The 21461-nt window shown below is 64.2% G+C and carries 16 protein-coding genes and 1 pseudogene; 7 read left to right on the top strand and 10 right to left on the bottom strand.

What is annotated here, in order from left to right; all coding sequences use genetic code 11:
• Nucleotides 1-70: 70 nt before the first annotated feature.
• Nucleotides 71-1438 (bottom strand): MFS transporter, encoded by a 1368-nt coding sequence (locus tag CVV68_RS20835; protein WP_110502925.1) that lies wholly within the window; start codon nt 1436-1438, stop codon nt 71-73.
• A 161-nt stretch (nt 1439-1599) separates the two neighbouring features.
• Here CVV68_RS20835 and CVV68_RS20830 point away from each other — a divergent pair, with 161 nt between their 5' ends.
• Both CVV68_RS20830 and CVV68_RS20825 read left to right on the top strand, forming a co-directional pair.
• The gene (locus tag CVV68_RS20830) at nt 1600-3003 is read left to right on the top strand and encodes a PucR family transcriptional regulator (protein WP_170133277.1); all 1404 of its coding nucleotides are present in this window, start codon (nt 1600-1602) and stop codon (nt 3001-3003) included.
• Nucleotides 3004-3180: 177 nt separating this feature from the next.
• On the top strand, nt 3181-4380 hold the full coding sequence (locus CVV68_RS20825) for a CaiB/BaiF CoA transferase family protein (protein ID WP_110502917.1): 1200 nt from the start codon (nt 3181-3183) through the stop codon (nt 4378-4380).
• 30 nt (nt 4381-4410) lie between these two features.
• Here the strand turns inward: CVV68_RS20825 and CVV68_RS20820 are convergent, their stop codons facing one another.
• Nucleotides 4411-6006, bottom strand: a complete 1596-nt coding sequence (locus CVV68_RS20820; protein WP_245933693.1) for a PucR family transcriptional regulator — start codon at nt 6004-6006, stop codon at nt 4411-4413.
• Nucleotides 6007-6122: 116 nt separating this feature from the next.
• On the opposite strand from CVV68_RS20820, the gene CVV68_RS20815 reads away from it, so the two are divergent.
• The 4 genes from CVV68_RS20815 to CVV68_RS24810 are packed head-to-tail and all read left to right on the top strand — an operon-like array spanning nt 6123 to nt 12182.
• Nucleotides 6123-7508: an aminotransferase class III-fold pyridoxal phosphate-dependent enzyme gene (locus CVV68_RS20815; RefSeq protein ID WP_110502924.1), complete on the top strand. Its 1386-nt coding sequence runs from the start codon at nt 6123-6125 to the stop codon at nt 7506-7508.
• A gap of 31 nt (nt 7509-7539) precedes the next feature.
• Nucleotides 7540-8700: an acyl-CoA dehydrogenase family protein gene (locus tag CVV68_RS20810; protein WP_110502915.1), complete on the top strand. Its 1161-nt coding sequence runs from the start codon at nt 7540-7542 to the stop codon at nt 8698-8700.
• A gap of 10 nt (nt 8701-8710) precedes the next feature.
• Complete coding sequence (locus CVV68_RS20805) at nt 8711-10201, top strand: aldehyde dehydrogenase family protein (RefSeq protein WP_110502914.1); 1491 nt, start codon at nt 8711-8713, stop codon at nt 10199-10201.
• Nucleotides 10202-10211: 10 nt separating this feature from the next.
• The gene (locus CVV68_RS24810) at nt 10212-12182 is read left to right on the top strand and encodes an isocitrate/isopropylmalate family dehydrogenase (RefSeq protein ID WP_211320940.1); all 1971 of its coding nucleotides are present in this window, start codon (nt 10212-10214) and stop codon (nt 12180-12182) included.
• Nucleotides 12183-12854: 672 nt separating this feature from the next.
• Here CVV68_RS24810 and CVV68_RS23665 read toward each other — a convergent pair.
• The 8 genes and pseudogenes from CVV68_RS23665 to CVV68_RS20765 all read right to left on the bottom strand — a co-directional run bounded on the left by CVV68_RS23665 (nt 12855) and on the right by CVV68_RS20765 (nt 21233).
• A complete protein-coding gene (locus CVV68_RS23665) occupies nt 12855-13031 on the bottom strand; it encodes a hypothetical protein (protein ID WP_170133276.1) in 177 nt (58 codons plus the stop codon).
• A gap of 119 nt (nt 13032-13150) precedes the next feature.
• Nucleotides 13151-13351 (bottom strand): annotated as a pseudogene (locus CVV68_RS24985) (Chromate resistance protein ChrB); the annotation flags it as partial.
• A gap of 120 nt (nt 13352-13471) precedes the next feature.
• Nucleotides 13472-14887 carry a flavin monoamine oxidase family protein gene (locus CVV68_RS20790; RefSeq protein WP_110502913.1) on the bottom strand — a complete coding sequence of 472 codons (1416 nt, stop codon included), beginning with the start codon at nt 14885-14887 and terminating at the stop codon, nt 13472-13474.
• Nucleotides 14888-14947: 60 nt separating this feature from the next.
• On the bottom strand, nt 14948-16390 hold the full coding sequence (locus tag CVV68_RS20785) for an APC family permease (protein ID WP_110502912.1): 1443 nt from the start codon (nt 16388-16390) through the stop codon (nt 14948-14950).
• A 128-nt stretch (nt 16391-16518) separates the two neighbouring features.
• Nucleotides 16519-18066, bottom strand: coding sequence for an APC family permease (locus CVV68_RS20780; RefSeq protein WP_110502911.1), 1548 nt, complete (start codon nt 18064-18066; stop codon nt 16519-16521).
• An 81-nt stretch (nt 18067-18147) separates the two neighbouring features.
• Nucleotides 18148-19581 carry an aminobutyraldehyde dehydrogenase gene (locus tag CVV68_RS20775; RefSeq protein WP_110502910.1) on the bottom strand — a complete coding sequence of 478 codons (1434 nt, stop codon included), beginning with the start codon at nt 19579-19581 and terminating at the stop codon, nt 18148-18150.
• A gap of 121 nt (nt 19582-19702) precedes the next feature.
• The gene (locus CVV68_RS20770) at nt 19703-20440 is read right to left on the bottom strand and encodes a cache domain-containing protein (RefSeq protein WP_110502909.1); all 738 of its coding nucleotides are present in this window, start codon (nt 20438-20440) and stop codon (nt 19703-19705) included.
• Entirely contained in the window at nt 20424-21233 is an 810-nt protein-coding gene (locus tag CVV68_RS20765) for a FadR/GntR family transcriptional regulator (RefSeq protein WP_110502908.1), read from the bottom strand. The genes CVV68_RS20770 and CVV68_RS20765 overlap by 17 nt, the downstream gene beginning before the upstream one ends.
• A gap of 101 nt (nt 21234-21334) precedes the next feature.
• Between CVV68_RS20765 and CVV68_RS25115 the strand changes: the two genes are divergently transcribed.
• On the top strand, nt 21335-21461 hold a 127-nt coding region (locus tag CVV68_RS25115), incomplete at its 3' end, for a 2Fe-2S iron-sulfur cluster-binding protein (RefSeq protein ID WP_438502663.1).

The following is a 21461-nucleotide window of genomic DNA, read 5'->3' as shown; positions in this document are numbered from 1 at the left end:
TGCAGCGACTGCATCTGGAGCTCGCAATTATGTACGGTCTTCCTCATGTGGCCCGACACCATATTCATAGTCAACTTCTTGCCAGCGACCGTTCCGGTACTTTCGCAACCACGGGAATCATGGAGGTGTCAGCGAGGCTCCGCCCCTTGGTTTCCGGCGCCCAAAGGAGGCAAACAACGAAACCAGCCAAGGTCAGAAGCGCGCCGATCAGCATGGTTGCTCCAGTGCCCAGCACAGAGAGACTGATGGGCAGCAGGTAAACACCCGTCGCGGCACCGATCCGGCTGATGCCGACGGCAGCCCCAACGGCTGTCGCGCGAATCTCCGTGGGAAAAAGCTCGTTGGGATAGATCCACTCCGTGATGTTTGGACCGCCAGAAATAAAGGCATAGAAGCAGAACGCCAAGAGCACGAACCAGAGCGGTCCCCCAGGGAACAGCCACAGGGCCACGAGCGGCACAGCCATTAGGGCGAATGGAATGACCGTCATGGCCCGGCGCCCACGGGTTTCCACCATCTTGATCGCAGGGAGGCAACCAACGGCAAAGAGAACTGTGATTACCAACTCGCCAATGAGACTCATGGGGCCCTCGACCATACCAAACCCGGCCAGGATCAACGGGCTGAAGGTCAGGAGGGCATATTGGGGCGTGATCTGGGCCAGGTAAAGGGTGCCACACATGATGGTCCGCTTGAGATAGCCACCGGACACGATGGCCTTGAAAGCAGCAAGACCGGTGACTGCAGTGGGTGACTTGACTTCTCCGGGCAGACTGACCACCTTGCCGTACACCTTGGTCAGGATCGCCTCCGCTTCCCCGGTTCGGCCCTTCATAGCAAGCCAGCGAGGTGATTCCGGAATGCCGCGGCGCATCAGCACCACCAGGATACCTAGGACTGCGCTACTGAAGAGCAAGTACCGCCAAGACTCGTAACCGCCGGTCAACGTCACCACCGCAGTGCCGATCATGTAGGCGAAGGACGCACCAACCGACCACGACAACGCCGAAACGCCGATCATGAAACCACGTCTCTTGGTCGGCGTAAATTCGGTGAGTAGAGAAGTGGCGATGGGATAATCGGCGCCGATGGCCAAGCCGAGAATAAAGCGCAAGACAATCAATTGCCACGCGTCGGTGACAAACGCCGAGAGCGCACAGGCGGCCACGAGAACTGTCAGGTCGACGGCGTACATTTTCTCGCGGCCAATCCTGTCCGTGAGGTTGCCGAAGATCGTGGAACCGAACAAAATGCCGACCAGCGATGCGGCCCCTATCAGGCCGGCCGCCACACTACCAATATGCAGGTCCGTCCTGATGCCTACCAGTGCTATGCCGATGATGCTCAGTACGTATCCGTCAAGGAACGGGCCGCCGCAACAGGCAATCAGCAGCTTGCGATGAAATTTTGACGACGGTGCATCGTCAATAACAGCCATGGAATCCACGTTTATCTCCTTTGGAGGATGGGACACCCCTGTTGACGTGAAACAAGTCACAACAGTATCTCCACAACGACAGTATTCCAGCGTCAGACCCACCACCACTGTCCTCCAGTATGAATTCATCCATTTTTTCATACAACTGTATGATCACTAGCATGACGGAAAGTGCAACAATCAAAAGCCTGCTGGCCATCGAGGCGCTCGGCCTGACCGTCGCCGCGGGCAGCAAAGGCCTGGATGGCCCGGTGCTGTGGGCCCACAGCTGCGAGTTGTCCGATCCCTGGACGTGGCTGGGCCCCAATGAACTACTAATGACGGTGGGCTTGGGCATTCCCAAGCGCGCAGCCGAACAGGTCAGCTTCATCCAAAGTCTCGCAAGTGCCGGGCTGGCCGGGTTGGCAATCGGCGAGGGCCTTCTGAGTCCGCCCATCTCGCAGAAAATGCTCGACGCAGCAGATGCGCTGGACTTCCCCATCGTCATGATTCCTCATCGCATCCCCTTTGTAGCCGTCTCGCGCACTGTGGCCGCCGCCAACTCATCCACCCAGACCCAGCAGATCCTCACCCTGAACCGCCTCTACCGCATTCTTGTGGAACAATCTGACGACGCTTCCACCTTCCTGTCGCGGCTTGAAGGCGTGTTCAACGTCCGCATGGCCGTGTCCGACGCCCACACCGGCGCTCCCATCTTGCACGGCAGCCTTGACACTGAGAAGCACGACGGCGGTGACGGCGTCAGAGCGTGGTCGGTCCCCTCCACGCACCCCGCAGTGCTGCACATCAGTGAAGGCAGCGCGTTCATGCTGGACGCCTTCACCGCGCTCCACCTGCGCCATGCCATTGCCGTCGCTGTCGATCGCGTCATAGTTGCCCGACTGGGACGCATCAACCGCGGGACACAGATCATGGCGTCAGTGCTGATGGGGCAGCCGATCCGGATGGTGGACAACACCACCGCCATCGAACTGGGGATGGAGACGGCCGACTGGCTGGCGCTGGCGATGCCCACGTGCGACGACAACCTGCAGTTGGTACTAGCACAGGCCGGCATAGCCCAACTGTCGGCACTTTCCGACGGCAACGTGCTGGCTGTTGTCAACGCCGATGATGTCAAGGCAGCCTGCGGTCTCCTACTTGGAAGTGCACAACGGATCGGCGTTTCGGCCCCCTTCCGGGACCTGCACGGCATCGCGGCCGCCTGCAAGTCCGCCCAGTGGGCCCTTGGCTCAATTCGGGAAGGTCAGCGGGGCGTCGCCTACCACGCCGACGTAGAACTCTCGCTTCTCCCGCGGTCGGCCGCGGAGGCCCGCAACATAGTCACGAGGGTCCTGGGCTCGATTCACATGGAAAATGACGACGACTCAGTCCTGCTGGCCACGCTCCGCTGCTACCTTGAAAATGACAGGAACTGGACCACGACCTCGGAGGCCCTGGGCATCCACAGGCAGACCCTCGGGTACCGGCTCAAGCGCATCGAGACAGAAACCGGAAGAAGCCTCAAGAGTACGCGGGACTTGTCCGAGCTGTGGATCGCCTGTTCAGCCACCGCGTACCTATAAGCGCGTCAAGAAAAAGCGTCAAGCCAGCTAACGACACGCTTCGCCAGTCTAATGAGCAGGCCTGTCTTCTTTGGACAGCTCGTATAAACATTGGTCAAACCATCCAATGAATCTACAGCAGGCCGCTGCTAGCCTCGGCTCAGGAGTAAATGACTCCGACGTGAAGGATGGATCCACATGACACAGTCAACCACGCCCGCCGCCGAAGGCCCGCTTGCGGGGCTGGTCGTTGCCGATTTCTCGAGGGTCCTGGCCGGACCGCTGGCAACCATGGCCCTGGCGGACATGGGTGCCCGGGTCATTAAGGTCGAAAGGCCGGGAAACGGCGACGACACCCGCGGCTGGGGGCCGCCCTACTCCCTCACCGGTGCCACGTATTACGAAAGTGTCAATCGGAACAAGGAATCGGTGTGCCTTGACCTGGCGGATCCCACGGACCTGGCCACAGCCAGAGAACTGGCACTGCGTGCCGATGTCTTGGTGGAGAACTTCAAGCCCGGGGGCATGGCCAAGCTCGGACTCGGATACGAGGAACTCTCTGCAGCCAACCCCGCCCTGATTTATGCCTCGATCACCGGCTTTGGCAGTGGCGGCGGGGCCGGGCTGATGGGTTACGACTTCATTGTCCAGGCACTGGGGGGACTCATGAGCATCACGGGAGAGAGTAGGGGTGGCCCGGTCAAGGCCGGCGTGGCGCTGGTCGATGTTTTGACCGCTAAGGATGCCACCATCGGCATCCTGGCCGCACTGGCCGCCCGTGGGGGTTCCGGGCGGGGCTCGCACCTTGAACTCAACCTTCTCTCCAGCCTCCAGGGCGCACTGGCCAACCAGGGGCAGGCTTTTTTGGGTGCCGGGAAGGTTCCGACCAGGATGGGAAACGACCACCCCTCAATCGTCCCCTACCAGCTGCTGGACTGCGCCGACGCGCCACTGGCCGTGGCCTGCGGCAACGATGGCCAGTTCACCAAGCTCGTCCGGGTGCTTGGCCTTCACGCACTCGCCGCAGATGCCCGCTTTGCGACAAACAACTCGCGAGTGGAGCACCGCAGTGAGCTGATCCCAATCCTTGAAGCAGCACTGTCGGCCGGTTCGGCCCTCGATTGGCAGGAAAGACTAACCGACGTCGGCGTTCCGGCGGGCCATGTCTCGGGCATCGACGAAGGCATCGCGTACGCCGAGTCGCTGGGGCTGGAACCCACCATCGAGGTGCACAACGCCGCAGGCGAGCCCGTGGGCCGGCAGATCCGCAACCCCATCACCTGGACGCCTCCCATCCCAGTGCGCACGGACGCTCCTCCCCAACTCGGCGAGCACGACGCCGTGGTGCGCTCGTGGCTTGCTAACAACTTCAGCAAAGCTGCAGCGAGCACCAACTGATCCCCGCCAAGACGCAGCGGCTGCCCCGGTCTACTCCGACCGCAGGGCCAACCATAGGTTGGCAGCTACGTCCGGATCGTCGGGGTCGGCATGAAGTAACGCCGTGGCAATGCCCATCCGATGCCGCAGGGAATTGCGGTGTACCCCCAACTGCCGGGCGGCGCCTTCCCACTGGCCTCGGTGCTGCAAGTACGCACGCACCGTGGACACAAGGTCGGCGCGGGTATATCCACGAAGCGCGGACACCCATTCCTGAACTCTCGGATCCAGCTCACCGGCAGCCACTTCAACTATCTGGTGCGGTTCCAGTCTCCGGGCGAGGGCGGTTAGTTCGCCGATCTCCTCGCGCACCCGCACCAGAGACATGGGGCGGCTGATCACAGCAGCAACGTCCGTCGCTGGGGAACGGCGTTCGGTAGGATGCCTGTGCCCCTGTTTCCCGGACGTATAGGACTCCGACCGCCCGCCTTGCGCGACTGCCCCGGAACCTTCCGTGCCCCAGCGGTTAAACGACGGAGACGTTTCAGCAGGGTCGGTGGTGCCACCATGGTGCTCGGCATCCAGCAGCCAGCACGCCAAGGTGCCTTCGACATGCAGGAGGCGGCTGTCCTTCAGGGCCGCGCCGGCGGCTGTCCAGCCGGTCTCCCTGGACAATCTGCCTTCAAGTGCCCTGGCGTCGGCCGTTGGGTCATCCGATCCTCGGACCATCAGTACCCGCACGGGACCCGGAGGTACAGTGAAGCCCAGATCGGCGGCCTGCGCACGGCCGGCCTCCACATACCCGGACAGGAAAAGTTTGGTCACGGCGGATCCCAGGGCCACGGCCATCGCGTCCTTTTCCTGGCTTTGGGCAGCCTTGAGGGATAGCAGGACGCACACGGTCATGATGACCTGCCGGTCCGCACGGGTGAGCTTGCGCCCGGCGCCGATGGCGAGGAACCCGGCCGCCCGTCGCCCCACCAACACGGGATACTCCACCACGTCGGTGCCGTGGATCTGGAAGGTGGCGGCGGAATGCGTGGCGGCCATGTTCAGCCTGGACGCCTCGACGCGCAACGGCCCCAGGATGGCGCGGTTGGATTCTGGCCACAAGGTCTCCTCCCCGTTGTCGGCCGGCACGTACGCGGCCCAGCCGCCCAACGCCTGTGCCAACGCCTTGATCACCGAGGCCAGCGCATCAGGCTGCGCGGCAGCCCGGGCAAGAGCGGTCTGGGTGCCCAGACTGGCCGCCAGGTCTGCCTGCCCTTCCCTGCCCACCAGGTCCCAATACGCGCGCGAGACCTTCATGAAGGGCGTTCCGTCTGGGACCAGCATGAGCGCCAGTCCCGCGGACCGGCAGGCGTCAAGCAACGCGGGAGGGATATGGTCCACACCGGCGCCCAGTCCCAGCCCCAGCGCGGCGACATCGCGATCCACGAGGCGCTGGACGTAGGCCGGCACCCTGGTGGCCGGGCCCACCAGGGGAATGCCCGTGGTGAGCAGCAATTCACCGCCTTCAAGATACGGAGTGGGGTCCTCCAGCTCCGAAATATGCACCCCGGAAATCTTCCTCTGTGCCACCGTATTCCCGGACGCCGGGCGGAGGTCATTGCCGAGCTGGTTGTGCAATTGCGCCAAACTAATCACAAACATGCCTTTCGGGGACGTGACTACCATCATAGGGACAGATTGGACAAGAATACGAGAACAATTGGATGGAACATCCAATGCGTCCGCCTCTGGCAGGCAATATCTTGGAGGACATGACATTGACCCAGGACTCACTCCCCCAGACCCGCCACCTCGCCACGCCCATTCCCGGCCCCGCCTCCACGGCACTGCACCGGGAGCGGGAAGCCCAGGTCACCAGCGGATTTGGCGTCGCCCTGCCCGTGTTCATCAACCGCGCCGCTGGTGGCATCCTGGAGGATGTGGACGGCAACCGCATCATTGACTTGGCCGCCGGCATCGCGGTGACCAGCGTGGGCGCCAGCAACGCCCACGTCCAGGCCCAGGTGGCCCGGCAGATGGGCAAGTTCACCCATACCTGCTTCATGGTCACCGAGTACGACTCCTTCACGAAGGTCGCCGCCTGGCTCAACGCACATACCCCCGGAGACTTTGACAAACGCACCGCACTCTTCTCCACCGGGGCCGAGGCCGTGGAAAACGCCGTCAAGATCGCCCGCGCCGCCACTGGCCGGGAGCGGGTTCTGGTGTTCGACGACGCCTACCACGGCCGGTCCCTTCTGACGATGGCGATGACGGCCAAGGTAAACCCGTACAAGCTGAACTTCGGCCCGTTCCCAGGGGAAGTCTTCCGCGCGCCCACCGCCACCCGCCTCTGGACCCGCCGGGAAGACGCCACAGCGGCTGCCGCCCTGGCGGGCGTCGAACAACTGCTGGCGGACAACGGCCCGGAGACGTTTGCCGCCATGGTCATTGAGCCGATCCAGGGCGAGGGCGGCTTCCTCATCCCCGCACCGGGGTTCCTGGCCGGCCTGCGCGAAATTGCCACCCGCCATGGAATTGCCTTGGTCATGGATGAGATCCAGACCGGCCTGGGCCGGACCGGCACACTGTTCGCCAGTGAGCACGAAGGCGTAGCCGGGGACATCACGCTCACCGCCAAGGCCCTGGCCGGCGGACTGCCACTGAGCGCCGTCACCGGCCGGGCGGACATCATGAATGCCGTGCACAAGGGGGGCCTGGGCGGCACCTATGCCGGAAACCCGGTGGCCTGCGCCGCGGCACTGGGCGTGTTCGAGGCCTTCGAGGACGGGACCCTGCTGGAGAACGCCTCAGCCATCGAGACCACCTCGCGCGAGGTCCTGGAACCCCTGGCGACGGAAACGTCGATCATCGCGGAGTTTCGCGGCCGGGGCGCCATGCTGGCCCTGGAATTTACGGACAAGACCACCTTGGCACCGCTGCCCGGCCTGGCCGCCGAAGTTGCCGCCGCCTGCCACCGCCAGGGCGTCCTGGTCCTGGTATGCGGCACCGACGGCAATGTCATCCGGCTGCTGCCGCCCCTGGTGATCGGCCAGGAGCTGCTTCGCGACGGCCTGCAGGTGCTCCGCGACGCCATCATTGCGGTAGATAATGCCCAGCAGGATCCTCACACCGCAGCCGCACTCGCCGCTGTCTAACCCTCCCTCCCGCACACTCTTGGAGAACACCATGACCGAAACATCCGACCTGCTCGACATCGATTCCCTCTTCACCGCCGACGAGCTGGCACTGCGGGAGACGGTCCGCGGCTTCGTGGACGAACGCATCCGCCCCAACATTGCCCACTGGTTTGAAAAGGCCATTTTCCCGCAGGAAATTGTCAAGGAGATGGCAGGACTTGGCCTGTTGGGCATGCACCTGCAGGGGTACGGCTGTCCCGGCCGCTCCGCCGTCGACTACGGCATCGCCGCCATGGAGCTGGAGGCTGGCGATTCAGGCCTTCGCACCTTCGTCAGCGTCCAGGGGTCCCTGGCCATGAGCGCCATTTACAAGCATGGGTCGGAGGAGCAAAAAAACGAATGGCTCCCCCGCATGGCCGCCGGCGAGGTGATCGGCTGCTTCGGCCTGACCGAACCCACCGCCGGCTCGGACCCCGGCAGCATGAAGACCTTCGCCCGCCGGGAGGGCGACGACTGGGTCATCAACGGCTCCAAGCGCTGGATCGGCCTGGCCTCGATCGCCCAGATCGCCATCGTCTGGGCCATGGCGGAGGACGGCGTCCGTGGCTTTATCGTGCCCACCGGCACCCCGGGATTCAAGGCCACACCCATCGAAGCCAAGCTCTCCATGCGCGCCTCGATCCAATGCGACGTGGAACTCACTGACGTACGCCTGCCCGCCACCGCGCTCCTGCCCAACGCCAAGGGCCTGCGCGGCCCCTTTGAATGCCTCAACGAAGCCCGCTACGGCATCATTTGGGGGGCCATGGGTGCCGCCCGGGACAGCTACGAAACCGTGGTCAGCTACTCGCAGGAACGCCTGCAGTTCGACAAGCCGCTGGCCGGCTACCAGCTCACCCAGGAAAAGCTGGTCAACATGGCGCTGGAAATCAACAAGGGCATGCTGCTCGCCCTGCAGATCGGCCGCCTCAAGGAAGCCGGGAAGCTCCAACCGCACCACATCTCCGCCGGCAAGCTGAACAACTGCCGCGAAGCGATCACCATCTGCCGCGACGCCCGGGCCATGCTCGGCGGCAACGGCATCACACTGGACTACTCCCCATTGCGCCACGCCAACAACCTCGAATCCGTGCGGACCTATGAAGGCACGGACGAAGTCCACACACTGATCCTCGGCAACCACATCACCGGCATCCCAGCCTTCCGCTAAGGAGCACTCCATGACAATAATTCCAACAGCAGAGTCCCCAGCAGTTGAACTCCAGCACTTCATCGCCGGCCAGTGGCTTCAGGGCAACGGCAGCGCCTTCACCTCAAGCAACCCCGCACGCCCGGACGAAGCAGTGGCCCACGGGCTCCAAGCCGGCCCAGCCGACGTCGAGAACGCCATGGCCAGCGCCGTTGCCGCCAAACACGGCTGGGCCCGCACCCCCGCCCACGAACGCGGTGCCGTGCTGCTGCGCACCGCCGCCATTCTGGAGGACAACGCCTCCGCGTGGGGGCGGGAGCTGGCCCGCGAAGAGGGCAAGACCCTGGCCGAGGGTCAGGGCGAGGTGCTCCGCGCCGCGCAGATCTTCCGCTATTACGGCAACGACGGTGACCGCGAGGCTGGCACTATTTATTCCTCCCCACGCCGCGGCGAGAAAATCCTGGTCACCCGCAAGCCGCTGGGTGTGGTGGGCGTGGTGACTCCATTCAACTTCCCCATCGCCATCCCTGCCTGGAAGATCGCCCCCGCACTGGCCTACGGCAACGCCGTCGTGTGGAAGCCTGCCAGCACCGTTCCGCTGCTGGCCATGCGCCTGGCCCAGGCCCTGGAGACGGCCGGGCTGCCCGCAGGGGTGCTGGGCCTGCTGATCGGCCCGGGAGCCGTGGGCACCGCCCTGGTCGAACACCCCGCCCTGGACGGGCTCTCCTTCACAGGATCCACCGGGGTAGGCCGAAGCCTTGCCGCCGCGGCGGCAAGCCGGGGCGTGCCCATCCAGGCCGAGATGGGCGGCAAGAATGCCGCCATCGTCCTGGCCGACGCCGATCTGGCACTGGCTGCCGAACAAGTCATGCTCGGAGCATTCCGTTCCTCGGGCCAAAAATGCACGGCCACCTCAAGGCTGATCGTGGCCGACGCCGTGGCCGATGAATTCCTGGACGAACTCCGGACCAGGACCGAGGCCCTGGTGGTGGGCGACCCCACCGAGCATGCCACCGAGATGGGTCCCGTCATCAACGACGGGGCACGGGCCGCCATCCAACGCGGCATTGACGGTGCACTGGCGCAGGGCGCGTCCCTGCTCACGGGCGGACTGCCCTACGTTGACGAGGAGGCCAACGGGGGCTATTTCGTGGCCCCGACCATCCTCGAGCTTCCGGCGGCTTCACGGGCGCACGTGTGGCGTGAGGAACTCTTCGGCCCCGTGCTCAGCATTCGGCGCGCCAGCTCCGTCCAGGCCGCCTTTGACCTCGCCAACGACAGCGAATTCGGACTCTCCGCCGCACTGTTCACCCAGGACGTGACACTGGCGCTGGAAGGCATGGACGAACTCGACGTGGGAATCCTGCACATCAACTCCGAATCCGCCGGCGCCGACCCGCACGTCCCCTTCGGTGGGGCCAAAAAGAGCGGCTACGGTCCCAAGGAACAAGGCCAGAGCGCCAAGGAGTTCTACACCCACACCACCACCGTGTACCTGCGCGGCGGCCAAGCCCCGGCATAGGCAACACGCCTTGAAAAGCTATGTTGTCGGGCTCATCCCCGGCGACGGGATCGGGCCCGAGCTCATCGATGCTGCCGTCACCGTCCTCAACGCCGCGGCCACGGGCCGTTTTACGCTGGATTTCCGGTGGGAGGACGGCGGTGCCGGAACGTACCTGCGCACCGGGAGCAACCTCAGCGCGGAGGCCCTGACACGTATCCAATCCGTATACCACGCCACGCTCAAGGGCCCGGCGGGACTGCCCGAAGTCCGCAGCCCGGACGGCACGGAGGCCGGCGTGCTGGGCGGGGTCCTGCGCCGGGGACTGGACGCCTATGCCAACATCCGCCCGGTCCGCCACCCCGGCGCCGGCATCGACTATGTCCTGGTGCGGGAGAACACCGAGGGCCTCTACGCCTCCCGCGACGCCGGCGTCGGGAACGATTGGGCGCACACGGACCAGCTGCTGGTCACCCGCCCGGGCACAGAGCGGATAGTCCGCAGGGCCTTTGAGCTCGCCCGAGCCCGTGGCGGGGCCCCGACCGACGGCGTCCGCCGCGTCACGTGCGTCGACAAAAGCAACGTGCTGCGCAGCTATGCCCTCTTCCGCCGGATCTTCACCGAGATCGCCGCCGAGTATCCCGATATTGAGGCCGACTACCTGTATGCGGACGCGGCCGCCTACCAGCTCATCACGTGCCCGGGCCGCTTTGACGTGCTGGTCACTGAGAACTTCATTGGCGACATCCTCTCCGACGTCGCCGCCGCCACCGTTGGCGGGCTGGGCCTGTGCCCGGCCGCCAACATCGGATGCGCCGCTGCGTATTTCGAGCCGGCCCACGGCAGCGCACCCTCCCTCGCCGGCACCGACTCCGCTAATCCCACAGCCCAGATCCTGGCCGCCGCGATGCTGCTTGAGTTTCTCGGTGAGCACGCCGGCGCGCACGCCATCCTCACCGCCGTGGACGCCGTCGTCCTTTCCGCCATCCCGAAGGCAGGAAGCGCCCAGTGCCCCACGGGCAGCCTGCGCCACACCACCTCGCAGATTTGCGAACACATTTCACGCCACTACACGTCCGCCGCGCCGCACCAGCAGTATCCCGCCCCGACAGAAGGATCCACCATGGAAGTACGCCCCACCACCACCAACAACAACATCCTTGTCGTCGGCGCCGGTGCCATGGGCTCACAGATTGCCATGACGGCAGCCCTGGCCGGATACGCCACCACCGTCCACGACCTTTCCCGCACGCAGCTCGACGACGCCGCCGCCGCACTGCGCAAACGAACCGACAAGATGGTCCAGTCCGGAAAACTAGCGGCCGACGACGCAGAAGCTGCCCATGCACGGCTCCAGTTCAGCACCGATCTTGAAGCCGTGGCCCCCCCTGCCGACTTCGTGATCGAAGCAGCCACGGAACGGCTGGACATCAAGAGGGAAATCTTTGCCACACTCGGGCATCTGACGCCCCGGCACGCCATTTTGGCCACCAACTCCTCCACGCTGGGCTCGTCCAAGGTCGCCGAGGCCAGCGGCCGGCCGGCCCAGGTGTGCAACATGCACTTCTTCAACCCCGCCCTGGTCATGGAATGCGTCGAAGTGGTCCAACACCCCGGAACCTCCCAAGCCACGGTCGACACCACCATGTCATTGGCCCGCAGCATGGGCAAATCACCGGTATTGATCAACAGGGAGGTCCCCGGCTTCATCGCCAACCGCCTCATGGGCGCCGTGCAAAAGGAGGCACTGGCACTGCTGGCCGGCGGGGTGGCCAGCAAGGACGACATCGACGCCACCGCCAAACAGGCCCTTCGCCACCCCATGGGACCCTTCGAACTCATGGACCTCGTGGGACTGGACGTCATCGACGACATCGCCCGCGCCACCCATGCCCAAACCGGCGATCCGGCCGATGCCCCCAATGAAGCCGTCCTCGCACTTGTTAGGGAAGGGAAGCTGGGCCGCAAGTCCGGCGCCGGCTGGTACACATACGGGCACTAGCAGAGCAGTCGCGGGGTTTCTGCGGGCGAGCCAATGGATCCGACAGCCGCCCTTGCGGGATATTTCAGCAACGATTTGAGTACTCCCGGACCAATTTCGGTTGCTGTTCCAGTGCGGGATCACGCTGTCAATTGCAATGTTCAGTCGCCGTAACCGATGTCGCGCCCCGTTCGCGGTATTCGCCCCTGCCGGACTGTTTCCTGACCACCACCGCGCTGGGTTGCATGGCCGCCGGGCTGTCCAGTCCAAACCCCGCCAGCGTCACCAAACCGGCCATGACCGAAGCAACCGCCAGGACGACGACGCCAAAATGTTCCAGCCCAAGGGTGACCGCACGAGGGTGAAGCCCTGGGGTCCCGCCCGAAAATAATCCGCGGCCGGCAAGAGACCAGACAGCACGTTGAGGGTTCGCCACTGAGGACAGTGCCAGCCTGGCGATTCGGTCTCCGCGGAGCGGACCACCGACCACAGGACCGTGTCGACCACCATCATGTCATCCACTGATCGATCACGGACAGGAAATCCGGGACAAGGTCGAACGGCGAGAGCACATGGGTTGCAAGAAGGGACAGCCTGATCCGGGCCCTATTCCGCACGCCCGCGTCATGCTTCCGCCCGCGGCCAAGCGGCGGAGCGCACTCCACGGATCCGGCAGCAATAGAAAGGGGCCCTTTAGGCCCACGGTGTCCGTGTGGCGCCCGGCAGGGACCACGTTGCCACTAGCAGGACCACATATGCGCCCAGCAGCCCGGCCAGGTTTCCCAGCAGCGCCTGCCACGAGTCCACGTTGGGGCCCCCGCTCCCGGAAGGCGCGGGTCCGGCCGGGACGTTGAGTTTGCCATGGACCATGTCGGCCAGCCGGTAAGGAGCGACACGGACGGGCGCAGAAGTGCCTCGGCAGCCGCGGCATCCGGGAATTCCAGGACGTCGGGGCTTTTCAGCTCCCAGTGCCAGTGGCGCCGAGGCCGGAACGCGTCCAACCGAACCTTTTCCCTCGATGAATTCCCCGCCGTGGCTGACACCACCACTAAGTTGTCTTCGAATCTGGTCGCCTGAACGCTGGCCTTCCGGGCGGCGGCCGTGCGTGAAGTACGGGTAACCGGCATGGCCCAGGCGCCCTTGGCAACCGGGGCTGCGCCCGCACGGCGAAACTCACGCCCATCCGGCACAAGGACACGTGAGGCTGTCCCGCCAGCGAACAATGACGATCAGCCGCGTCATGACGCATCAACCACTTACCACCAACAAACTCGAAACGGCCGTTACAGCCATGGCAACACAGCGCTGCCCTAGGACTGCGCTCGAGCCAACGCCGGAGAGTTCTCGTTGCCTCCTAAAACCCCTCGCAGATCCGCGTCCCTCGCCACGATCTTCGCCGCGGTCGCCCGCCCAATCCGCACGGCGCCGTCCACGTGCTGGTACCCCTCCGCCGCCAAGTCGGACGACGCCCAGTAGATGGGGCCGACCGGCGTGAGCTGGTGGGCCCCATAGCGGTGCAGCCCGCCCAGGTCATAGCTCGCAGCGTAGGCGCCCCGCGTCCATTCCTCCGAGCCCCAATCGGACTCGTAGTAGACCACCGGCTCCAACGCCTTGGCCCCCAGCGATGTTGCAAAGTCCGCCAGGACCACCCGCCGGCGCTCCCCGGCGCCGAGCTCAAAGGCAGCGTCCGCCTTCTCATCCGGCACAAACGCCACCAGGGTCCCGCGTGTGTCCCCGTGGTTGGTGTTGTCGTAGATCTCCTGCACCAGCAGGTTGGGGCTGAAGCAGGTGCCGGAGAGCCCCTCCTCGCGCCAGAACGGCGTTTCGTACACGGCATGCACCTTTATGACCAGCCCCAGTGACTGATGCTGATGCATTTGGTGCTGTAGGCGCGGCAGTGGCGGGTTGAAGCTCACCCGGGAATACAGGTTGGGAGGGACGGCCATCACCGCGTACCTGGCGTTGACGGTGACATGGTCAGCCACCGCCGTCACCCCGCCGTCCGTCCGATTGAGCGCCCGCACGGGAGAGTCAAGTACGACGTCCTCACCCAGTTGGGCGGCGATCGCCAGGGAGACGTTTTGCATCCCCCCAACGACCCTCTTGTCCAACAGCAGGTCCTCGTCCACCAGATTGGAGAACGATCCGGCCGACGCCGCCATCAGAACGGCCTGCAGCACCGAAAATGCGTGGGAAGGCTTGGTCAGCATGCCGCCGGCCAGGAAGTGCCCAATGTTGGCGCAGGCCTCCTGGTCGTCGCTGGTCTGGCTCATCCATTCCCGCAGCGAGATGGTGTCCAGCTCCCGGGCACGCGGATGGGCCCACGGTTCGCTGGCACCAATTTCCTCCGCGAGGCCGTCCAGGATTCCGATCATGCGCTGCATTTCCGCCCCGGTCCTTGCAGACACCGGGAACATGTCGCCGTCGTAGACGCTGCGTGTGCCGTCAGGGGCCACGTAAACAGATTTCCCGTCGCGGTAGCGGCTGAACATTTCCAGGCCCAGCTCCGCCACGAGTTCTTTCAGGGCCGTCTGGTCTGGTGAAATCCACTGGCCACCAATTTCGAGCATGGCGCCGTCAATGGTTTTGGTCCATGTCCGCCCGCCCACACGGTCGCGTGCCTCCAGGACAGCCACGGACAGGCCGGCGGCCCGCAAGTCACGTGCTGCGTTGAGGCCGGCCGTGCCGGCTCCGACAATGACGACGTCGCGTTCAATCGTTTCCATGATCTTCTTCTTTCAGTGCTTAATTGAAGTGTGTAATTTGAGTGGTACTACATGGCGGTGTCAGGAAATCAGGTCAGGCTCGGGCTCCGCGGCGCCCTTGGCGAGCAGGGTGTCAGACCCGCTGCCGCCGTCGGAGGGGCCGCCGTCGTAATCGGCGTCGGGGGCTTCTTCGAGGGCAAAGTCTCCTATCTTGCGACGGAACCCCTTGGTCAGGAACGCGAGGTAGACGATGCCCACGGCCAGCCACACGCCGCCGGCGATCAGCGCGTCGGCGTGCAGGAAGGCCCACAGCACGCTGGTTAGGCCGGCTCCAGTCAATGGCAGGACGATGTAGGAAAGGACGTCCTTCACAGTCTTGTAGCGCTTCTGCCTGAATACGAAGTAGGCGATGACGGAAAGGTTGACGAACGTGAAGGCGACCAGTGCGCCGAAGTTAATCATGGAGGAGATCAACTCCAGCGACGGCGTGATGGCCAGCAGTGAAACAGCACCCACGACAACCACAGCAAATGCGGGGGTGTGGAAGCGGGGGTGGATGTAGGAGAACAGCCTTTGCGGCCGCATCACGCCGTTGCGGCCCATGACAAAAAGCAACCGTGAGACGCTGGCGTGGGATGCCAGCCCGGACGCCACGGTGGCCGCAAACGCTCCGGCAACAAAGACGATTTGAAAGATCTGGCCACCCACGTAGAGCGCCATTTCCGGCAGGGTGTCGTCGGTGACCTTGAAGTTGTCCACGTTGGGGAACACGGACTGGCCAAACCAGCCGGCAATGAAGAAGATGGCGCCGCCAATTACCAGTGTCAGCAGGATGGCCCGCGGCATGGTCTTTTGGTCCTTCGCTTCCTCGGTGTACATGGTGATCGCGTCAAAGCCAATGAATGAGAAGCAGACCACCGTGGCTCCGGTCAGCACAGCCACCGGCTCCACGCCATGGTGGAAGAGGGGCTGCAGTGTGAAAATGGTGCCCTGCCCCATACCCTGTGACAGGCGCACCGTGGCCAGCACAATGAACACCACGATCATGGTGACCTCGAAGACAACCAGGAACGAGTTCAGCTTGGCGGTGGAGTTCATGCTCCAGAGATTGATCCCGGTAATCACTGCCACATAGAGGACCACCCAGATCCATCCCGGCACGTCCGGAACCATGGCCTCCATATAGATGCGGATGATCAGGGCATTGACCATGGGCAGAAGCAGGTAGTCCAGCAGGGCGGACCACCCGACCAGGAAGCCCAGGCCCGGATGCATGGTTTCGCGCGTGTAGGTGTAGGACGAGCCGGCGCTGGGAAAGACCCGCACCATCTTCCCGTAGCTGATGGCGGTGAATCCCATGACCACCATGGCCACCAAGTAGGCCAGCGGAACCACTCCGTCGGTCTGGATGGAAACGATGCCGAAGGTGTCAAAAACCACCGTGGGCGTCATGTAGCCGAGTCCCAGCCCAACGATGGCCCACAGGCCCAGGGAGCGTTTCAGTGTGCTTCGTTGTTGCGCCATTTCAGGCTCGCTTTCAATTGGTTCAGTCTTGCCCAGGCAGGACGGCAGGCCCTTTTGGGCACGACGGCGGCTCAAGGCCCGCGCCGCAACCGGCGGCTGGCGTTTCGTGGAGGTGGCTGACGTCGGGTTTAGCTATTGGTGACAGGGCTTTCGGTTTGGCCTTCGGCCTGGCTCATGGCGGCCCGGCCGGCGCGCAGCTTCCGGGCGACCTCGATGGCGTCGCCTGACGGCGCAGTGGACCGCCTGTCGGGCCTGGCCGCCAGCAGGTACAGGAGACCGGAACCTCCCACGACGCCGAATCCGATCAGGACGGTCCAGTCACTGACCACCACACCGGTATGCCCTGGCCAGGCCAGCAGCACCATGGCCAATACCCCATAGACCAGCGCCGCCACGTTCACGGCAAACCCCAGCCGCCCCACGCTGAACGGACCTGCTGGACGCCACCCCTTCATCCGCTGGCGCAGGGATGCCAGGACCACGGATTGGAAGGCAAGGTAAATGCCAAGCACGGCAAAGGAGGTGATCTGCGTGAGGAGGCCGTCCGGGCCGGCGTAAATGATCAGGCACAGCACCAACGGAATGCTGCAGGCAACGATCAAGCCGTTCACTGGAACCTTGGCGGTTCCGGACACCTTCGCCAGCCAGCGGTGTCCCGGAACCATGCCGTCCCGTGCAAAGGAAAAGATAAGGCGGCTGGCTGCCGCCTGCAAGCTCAGCACGCACGACAGGAACGCGGTGATGGCGATGAGCAGGAACACCTTGGCGCCCACGACGCCCAGCGATGATTCCAGGATCGCCGGAATCGGGTCGGCGTCCCGGCCTGCGACAATGGCCGCCAGATCCGGTGCAGCCATGACGTAGCCGCCAAAGGAGAACAACGCCGAGACCCCGCCCACCACAATGGTCATCATCATGGCCTTGGGAATCTGCCGGGCAGGGTCGGCGACTTCCTCGGCCACGTCGCCACACGCCTCAAAACCGTAGAAGAGGAAAAGTCCGGCCAAGGCGGCGCCCAGGAACGCGCCAGCATAGGACCCATGCCCCTGTACGCCCATGGAATCAAAGAAGATTCCAAAGCTCTGTTTCCGCTGAAAGATCACCAGGTACAGCCCCACCGCGATCACACCGATCAGTTCGGCCGCCAGGCCGATCCGCGCCACCCTGGCGAGCGTCTTGGTGCCGGTGAAGTTCAGGCCGAGCGCCGCCAGCAGCAACAACACGGTCAGGCCCAGGGTGGCCCCGCGCGTCAGTTCAATGTTGAACAGGCTGGCAAGGAACCCGCTGCCGAACTGAGCCACGGCAGTGATGGTGACAATCATGGCCCAGATGTACACCCAGGCATACCTCCTCCCCCACAGCCGCCGGGTCCATGGATAGATGCCGCCGTGGATGGGATATTGCGAGACCACCTCCCCGAAGACCAGTGACACCAGCATCTGCCCGGCCCCCACGATGAAAATCCAAAAGAACGAGGGCGGCCCACCTGCCGCCATGGCTACGGCAAACAGCGAATAGACCCCCACCAGCGGCGAGAGGTAAGTGAAGCCCAGGGCAAAGTTGGCCCAGAGCGACATGGAACGATCAAAGGAGTCCTGGTAGCCCAGGACGGCCAGATGCTCGCCGTCGCCCAAGTGCGCGGCGGGTGGAACGGAACGGTTTTTGGGGTTGCTCATGATTGCCTTCCGACGTCGGTGGCGGGAACAAAATGGTGGCAATGCGGGCGCCGGGTGCTTGACGCCGGCTAAGGGCATCAGCTAGCCGATGTAGCTCATGACGTGCTTGATGCGGGTGTAGTCCTCCAGCCCGTACAGGGACAGGTCCTTGCCGTAGCCGGAGTGCTTGAAACCGCCGTGTGGCATTTCTGCCACCAGCGGGACGTGGGTGTTGATCCACACACAGCCAAAGTCCAGGCGCTTGGCGAACTGCATGGCCCGGGTGTGGTCCCTGGTCCAGACTGAGGAAGCAAGGCCGTAGTCCACGTCGTTGGCCATGGCCAACGCCTCGGCGTCCGTGGAGAACTTCTGCACCGTCACCACGGGGCCGAACACCTCGCTTTGGACCAGTTCATCGTCCTGGTTCAGGCCGGAGACCACGGTGGCCTCGTGGAAGTACCCAATGGTGCCCTGGCGCTTGCCGCCCACCTCAATGGTGGCGTGGGCCGGCAGCCGCTGCAGGAATCCGCTGACGCTGTTGAGGTGACCCTCGCTGCTCAACGCCCCGTACAGGATCCCGTCCTCGAGTGGCCCGCCAGTCTTTGCCTGTGTCCGGACTTCCTCGACGAAGGCTGCGACAAATGCATCATGGATGCTTTCATGCACCAGCAGCCTTGTGGCGGCAGTGCAGTCCTGACCGGCGTTGTAAAAGGCCGCCGGGACGATCCCAGCAACCGCGTTGGCGACGTCGACGTCGTCGAACACTATGACCGGCGCCTTGCCACCCAGCTCAAGGTGGACGCGCTTGACGTCGGCCGCCGCGGACCCCGCCACCTCCATGCCGGCGCGGACGGATCCGGTGATGGAAACCATTTCCGCGGCCTTGTCCGAAATCAGCGCCCGCCCGGTTTCCCGGTCACCGAGCACCACATTGAAGGCGCCAGCTGGCAGGAACCCGGCGGCGATCTCGGCGAAGAGCAAAGTGGAGGATGGTGTGGAGTCGGAGGGTTTGAGCACCACCGTGTTGCCCGCAGCCAGGGCCGGGATAACCTTCCACGTCGCCATCATCAGCGGATAATTCCATGGGGCCACCTGGCCGATCACGCCAATCGGCTCCCGGCGGATCGAGGAGGAGTGGTCCGTCAGGTATTCGGCCGTAGCCCGTCCCTCGAGGGTCCGTGCCGCGCCGGCAAAGAAGCGGATTTGGTCCACCAGGACCTCGATTTCGTCGGCAACAATTCCCGCCCGCGGCTTACCCGTGTCGGCGCATTCCAAGTCGGCCAGTTCCTCCGCCCGTACCTCCACGGCATCTGCAATCTTCAGCAGGGCCCGCTGGCGCTCGGCGGGGGTGGTTTCGCCCCAGACGTCGAACGCCGCGGAGGCTGCCGCATAGGCTGCGGCAACATCTGCTTGAGTAGAAATGGGCGTGGTGGCGATGACGGCCTCGGTGGCCGGATTGAGTATCTCCATTCGTGCCGTGGCCGTGGAATCGACGAATCCGCCGTTGACGAAGTTGTGTAATTCGCGCACGCTCATGGAATATTCCCTTCAAAGAAAATGCAGGGCAAGCGTGCACTGGATGCACCGCGCCCTGTGACGCAATTCACGTTCTGAGGGAACTGTACACCCAATTCATCCTAAATAGAATGTTTGATTTTCAGGGACGTGTTTCCACCACCACCGCCAGGGACGTTCCAGGGCAGTCGAACCGTTTCAGGGCCTTCCCGCCATCCCCCGTGGACAACAGCGAACCCACCTGCAGCGACGGCATCATGGATATGACAACGCGGCCGGACTGGCTCACCAGGGCCGCCGGCCCTCCCACCGCCCGCAGCAAGGGCAGCACGTCACGCTCCAGACGCAACACCTGCACGTCAGCTCCCACCACACCCACCATGGCGCCAACGCTCATAACGGGTGCTGTGATGGTCAGCAGATAGTCCAAGGTGCACAGGTGGTCCACATAGGGGCCGGTGATGTGCCGCGCACCCGTGGCCTCGGGAACCCTGTACCACTCGAGCGCACGAAAATCGCGCAAATAGTCCGCGTACTCCCGCGACGGCAGGTCCAGCCTGGTGGGCGCGGACGTGGTACCGAGCATGGGATTGTCCTTTAGGGGTCCCAGCCACCAGGCGAAGTGCAACCCGCTCTCCTCGCTGACCACGCCTTGGGCGGCGATAAAACCAGCGCCGATGAGTAGGGGCTGGCTTTCGGTCAGTGCCGGCTCCACCAGACCATAGGTCAACTGGTCCACGTCGACTCCGGCCGCCAGTCCTTCTTCCAAAGCCAACTTCCACAACTGCAGGGTGCCAAAGACCCCGTCCAGAATTTTCCCGATGGCCTGGGCGCACTTTGCGCCGGGAGCCGGCCGGCCGTATTCAGTTGATCGCGACATGGCTTTCTTCTTCCCGCTCGAGCTTTTCCTTGGCCGCCAGCAGCCAATTGGTCAGTTCACCAATTTGCCGGTTCACCGCGGCACGTGCGGCAAGCGAGTCACGGCTGCCAATGGCATCGGCAATGCCCGCTCCGAGGTCAAATACCCTGACCCGCACCGGCGCGTCCGCCATGGCCAGCCACAGGATCGGGCCAAATTCCGACTGCAACCTGATTTGTTCCCGCACCAGACGCGGGGACTGGCTGAGGACCGCCAATTCCAGATGGAAGCCGCCCATGGTGCGTCCACCGGCCAGGGCCGGTGTGCCGGCGTCGTCTTCGCCACTGCCGGGGATCCTGGAGTCGTCGAGCCAGCTGCGGAGTCGGGCGATTTCTTCCTCCGTGGCCACGTTTGCTGCACGCTCGGCGCACGCCGCGGTCAGGGCGGACAAGTAAACGCCGAAATCGGCAATCTCCACGCGTGCAAGACCCCTGATCCGGGCGCGCAGCAAGGCGTCCGCGGTGCGGCGCGGAGCCAACACAAAGCTGCCGCCCTCCCGCCCGCGGCGTGTTTCCACCAACCCCTCGTCCCGGAGGACACCGAGCCCGTCCCGGGCCGTAACCAGCGCCACTCCGAATCGTTTGGCAAGTTCGGCCTCACTCGGCAGCCTATCCCCCGGGGCCAGGACCCCCAGTAGAATCGCGTCCATGAGTCGTTGCGCCACCTGCTCGACGCGCCCGCCGCTGGCGAGGGGCGCGAATACTGCAACCTTCGCGCCGCTGGCGCCGGGCTCCGCATGGACTTGCCCTGTCATTCCGCAGCGTCCTGGGAACCGGGAACCGAACAGAATCCGGTCAATGTCATAACCCTCATGCGCCCACTTTATCGGCAGGCACCGGCGGGGCCACGCCCGCAGTGGCCATTCCCTCGGAAAATTCTGCTGACGACGCTTGGCCAAGCCATGTGCCCGTCGCCTTCGATCACGATTGCCGGGAGGGCATCTGCGGCATGTGCTCCCTGGCCATTGACGGCGTTGCCCATG

The organism is Arthrobacter livingstonensis, assembly GCF_003219815.1.
GTDB lineage: Bacteria > Actinomycetota > Actinomycetes > Actinomycetales > Micrococcaceae > Specibacter > Specibacter livingstonensis.
The sequence above is the reverse complement of the archived record's forward strand: the minus strand, read 5'-3'. Positions and strand labels throughout refer to the sequence as shown.

Coding starts and splice junctions, on each gene's coding strand:
- CVV68_RS20780 (WP_110502911.1), bottom strand. CDS start 18,066: ATGAGCAACCCCAAAAACCGTTCCGTTCCACCCGCCGCGCACTTGGGC.
- CVV68_RS20770 (WP_110502909.1), bottom strand. CDS start 20,440: ATGTCGCGATCAACTGAATACGGCCGGCCGGCTCCCGGCGCAAAGTGC.
- CVV68_RS20810 (WP_110502915.1), top strand. CDS start 7,540: ATGACCGAAACATCCGACCTGCTCGACATCGATTCCCTCTTCACCGCC.
- CVV68_RS20825 (WP_110502917.1), top strand. CDS start 3,181: ATGACACAGTCAACCACGCCCGCCGCCGAAGGCCCGCTTGCGGGGCTG.
- CVV68_RS20835 (WP_110502925.1), bottom strand. CDS start 1,438: ATGGCTGTTATTGACGATGCACCGTCGTCAAAATTTCATCGCAAGCTG.
- CVV68_RS20805 (WP_110502914.1), top strand. CDS start 8,711: ATGACAATAATTCCAACAGCAGAGTCCCCAGCAGTTGAACTCCAGCAC.
- CVV68_RS20790 (WP_110502913.1), bottom strand. CDS start 14,887: ATGGAAACGATTGAACGCGACGTCGTCATTGTCGGAGCCGGCACGGCC.
- CVV68_RS20785 (WP_110502912.1), bottom strand. CDS start 16,390: ATGGCGCAACAACGAAGCACACTGAAACGCTCCCTGGGCCTGTGGGCC.
- CVV68_RS23665 (WP_170133276.1), bottom strand. CDS start 13,031: ATGGTCCATGGCAAACTCAACGTCCCGGCCGGACCCGCGCCTTCCGGG.
- CVV68_RS20765 (WP_110502908.1), bottom strand. CDS start 21,233: ATGACAGGGCAAGTCCATGCGGAGCCCGGCGCCAGCGGCGCGAAGGTT.
- CVV68_RS20830 (WP_170133277.1), top strand. CDS start 1,600: ATGACGGAAAGTGCAACAATCAAAAGCCTGCTGGCCATCGAGGCGCTC.
- CVV68_RS20815 (WP_110502924.1), top strand. CDS start 6,123: ATGACATTGACCCAGGACTCACTCCCCCAGACCCGCCACCTCGCCACG.
- CVV68_RS20775 (WP_110502910.1), bottom strand. CDS start 19,581: ATGAGCGTGCGCGAATTACACAACTTCGTCAACGGCGGATTCGTCGAT.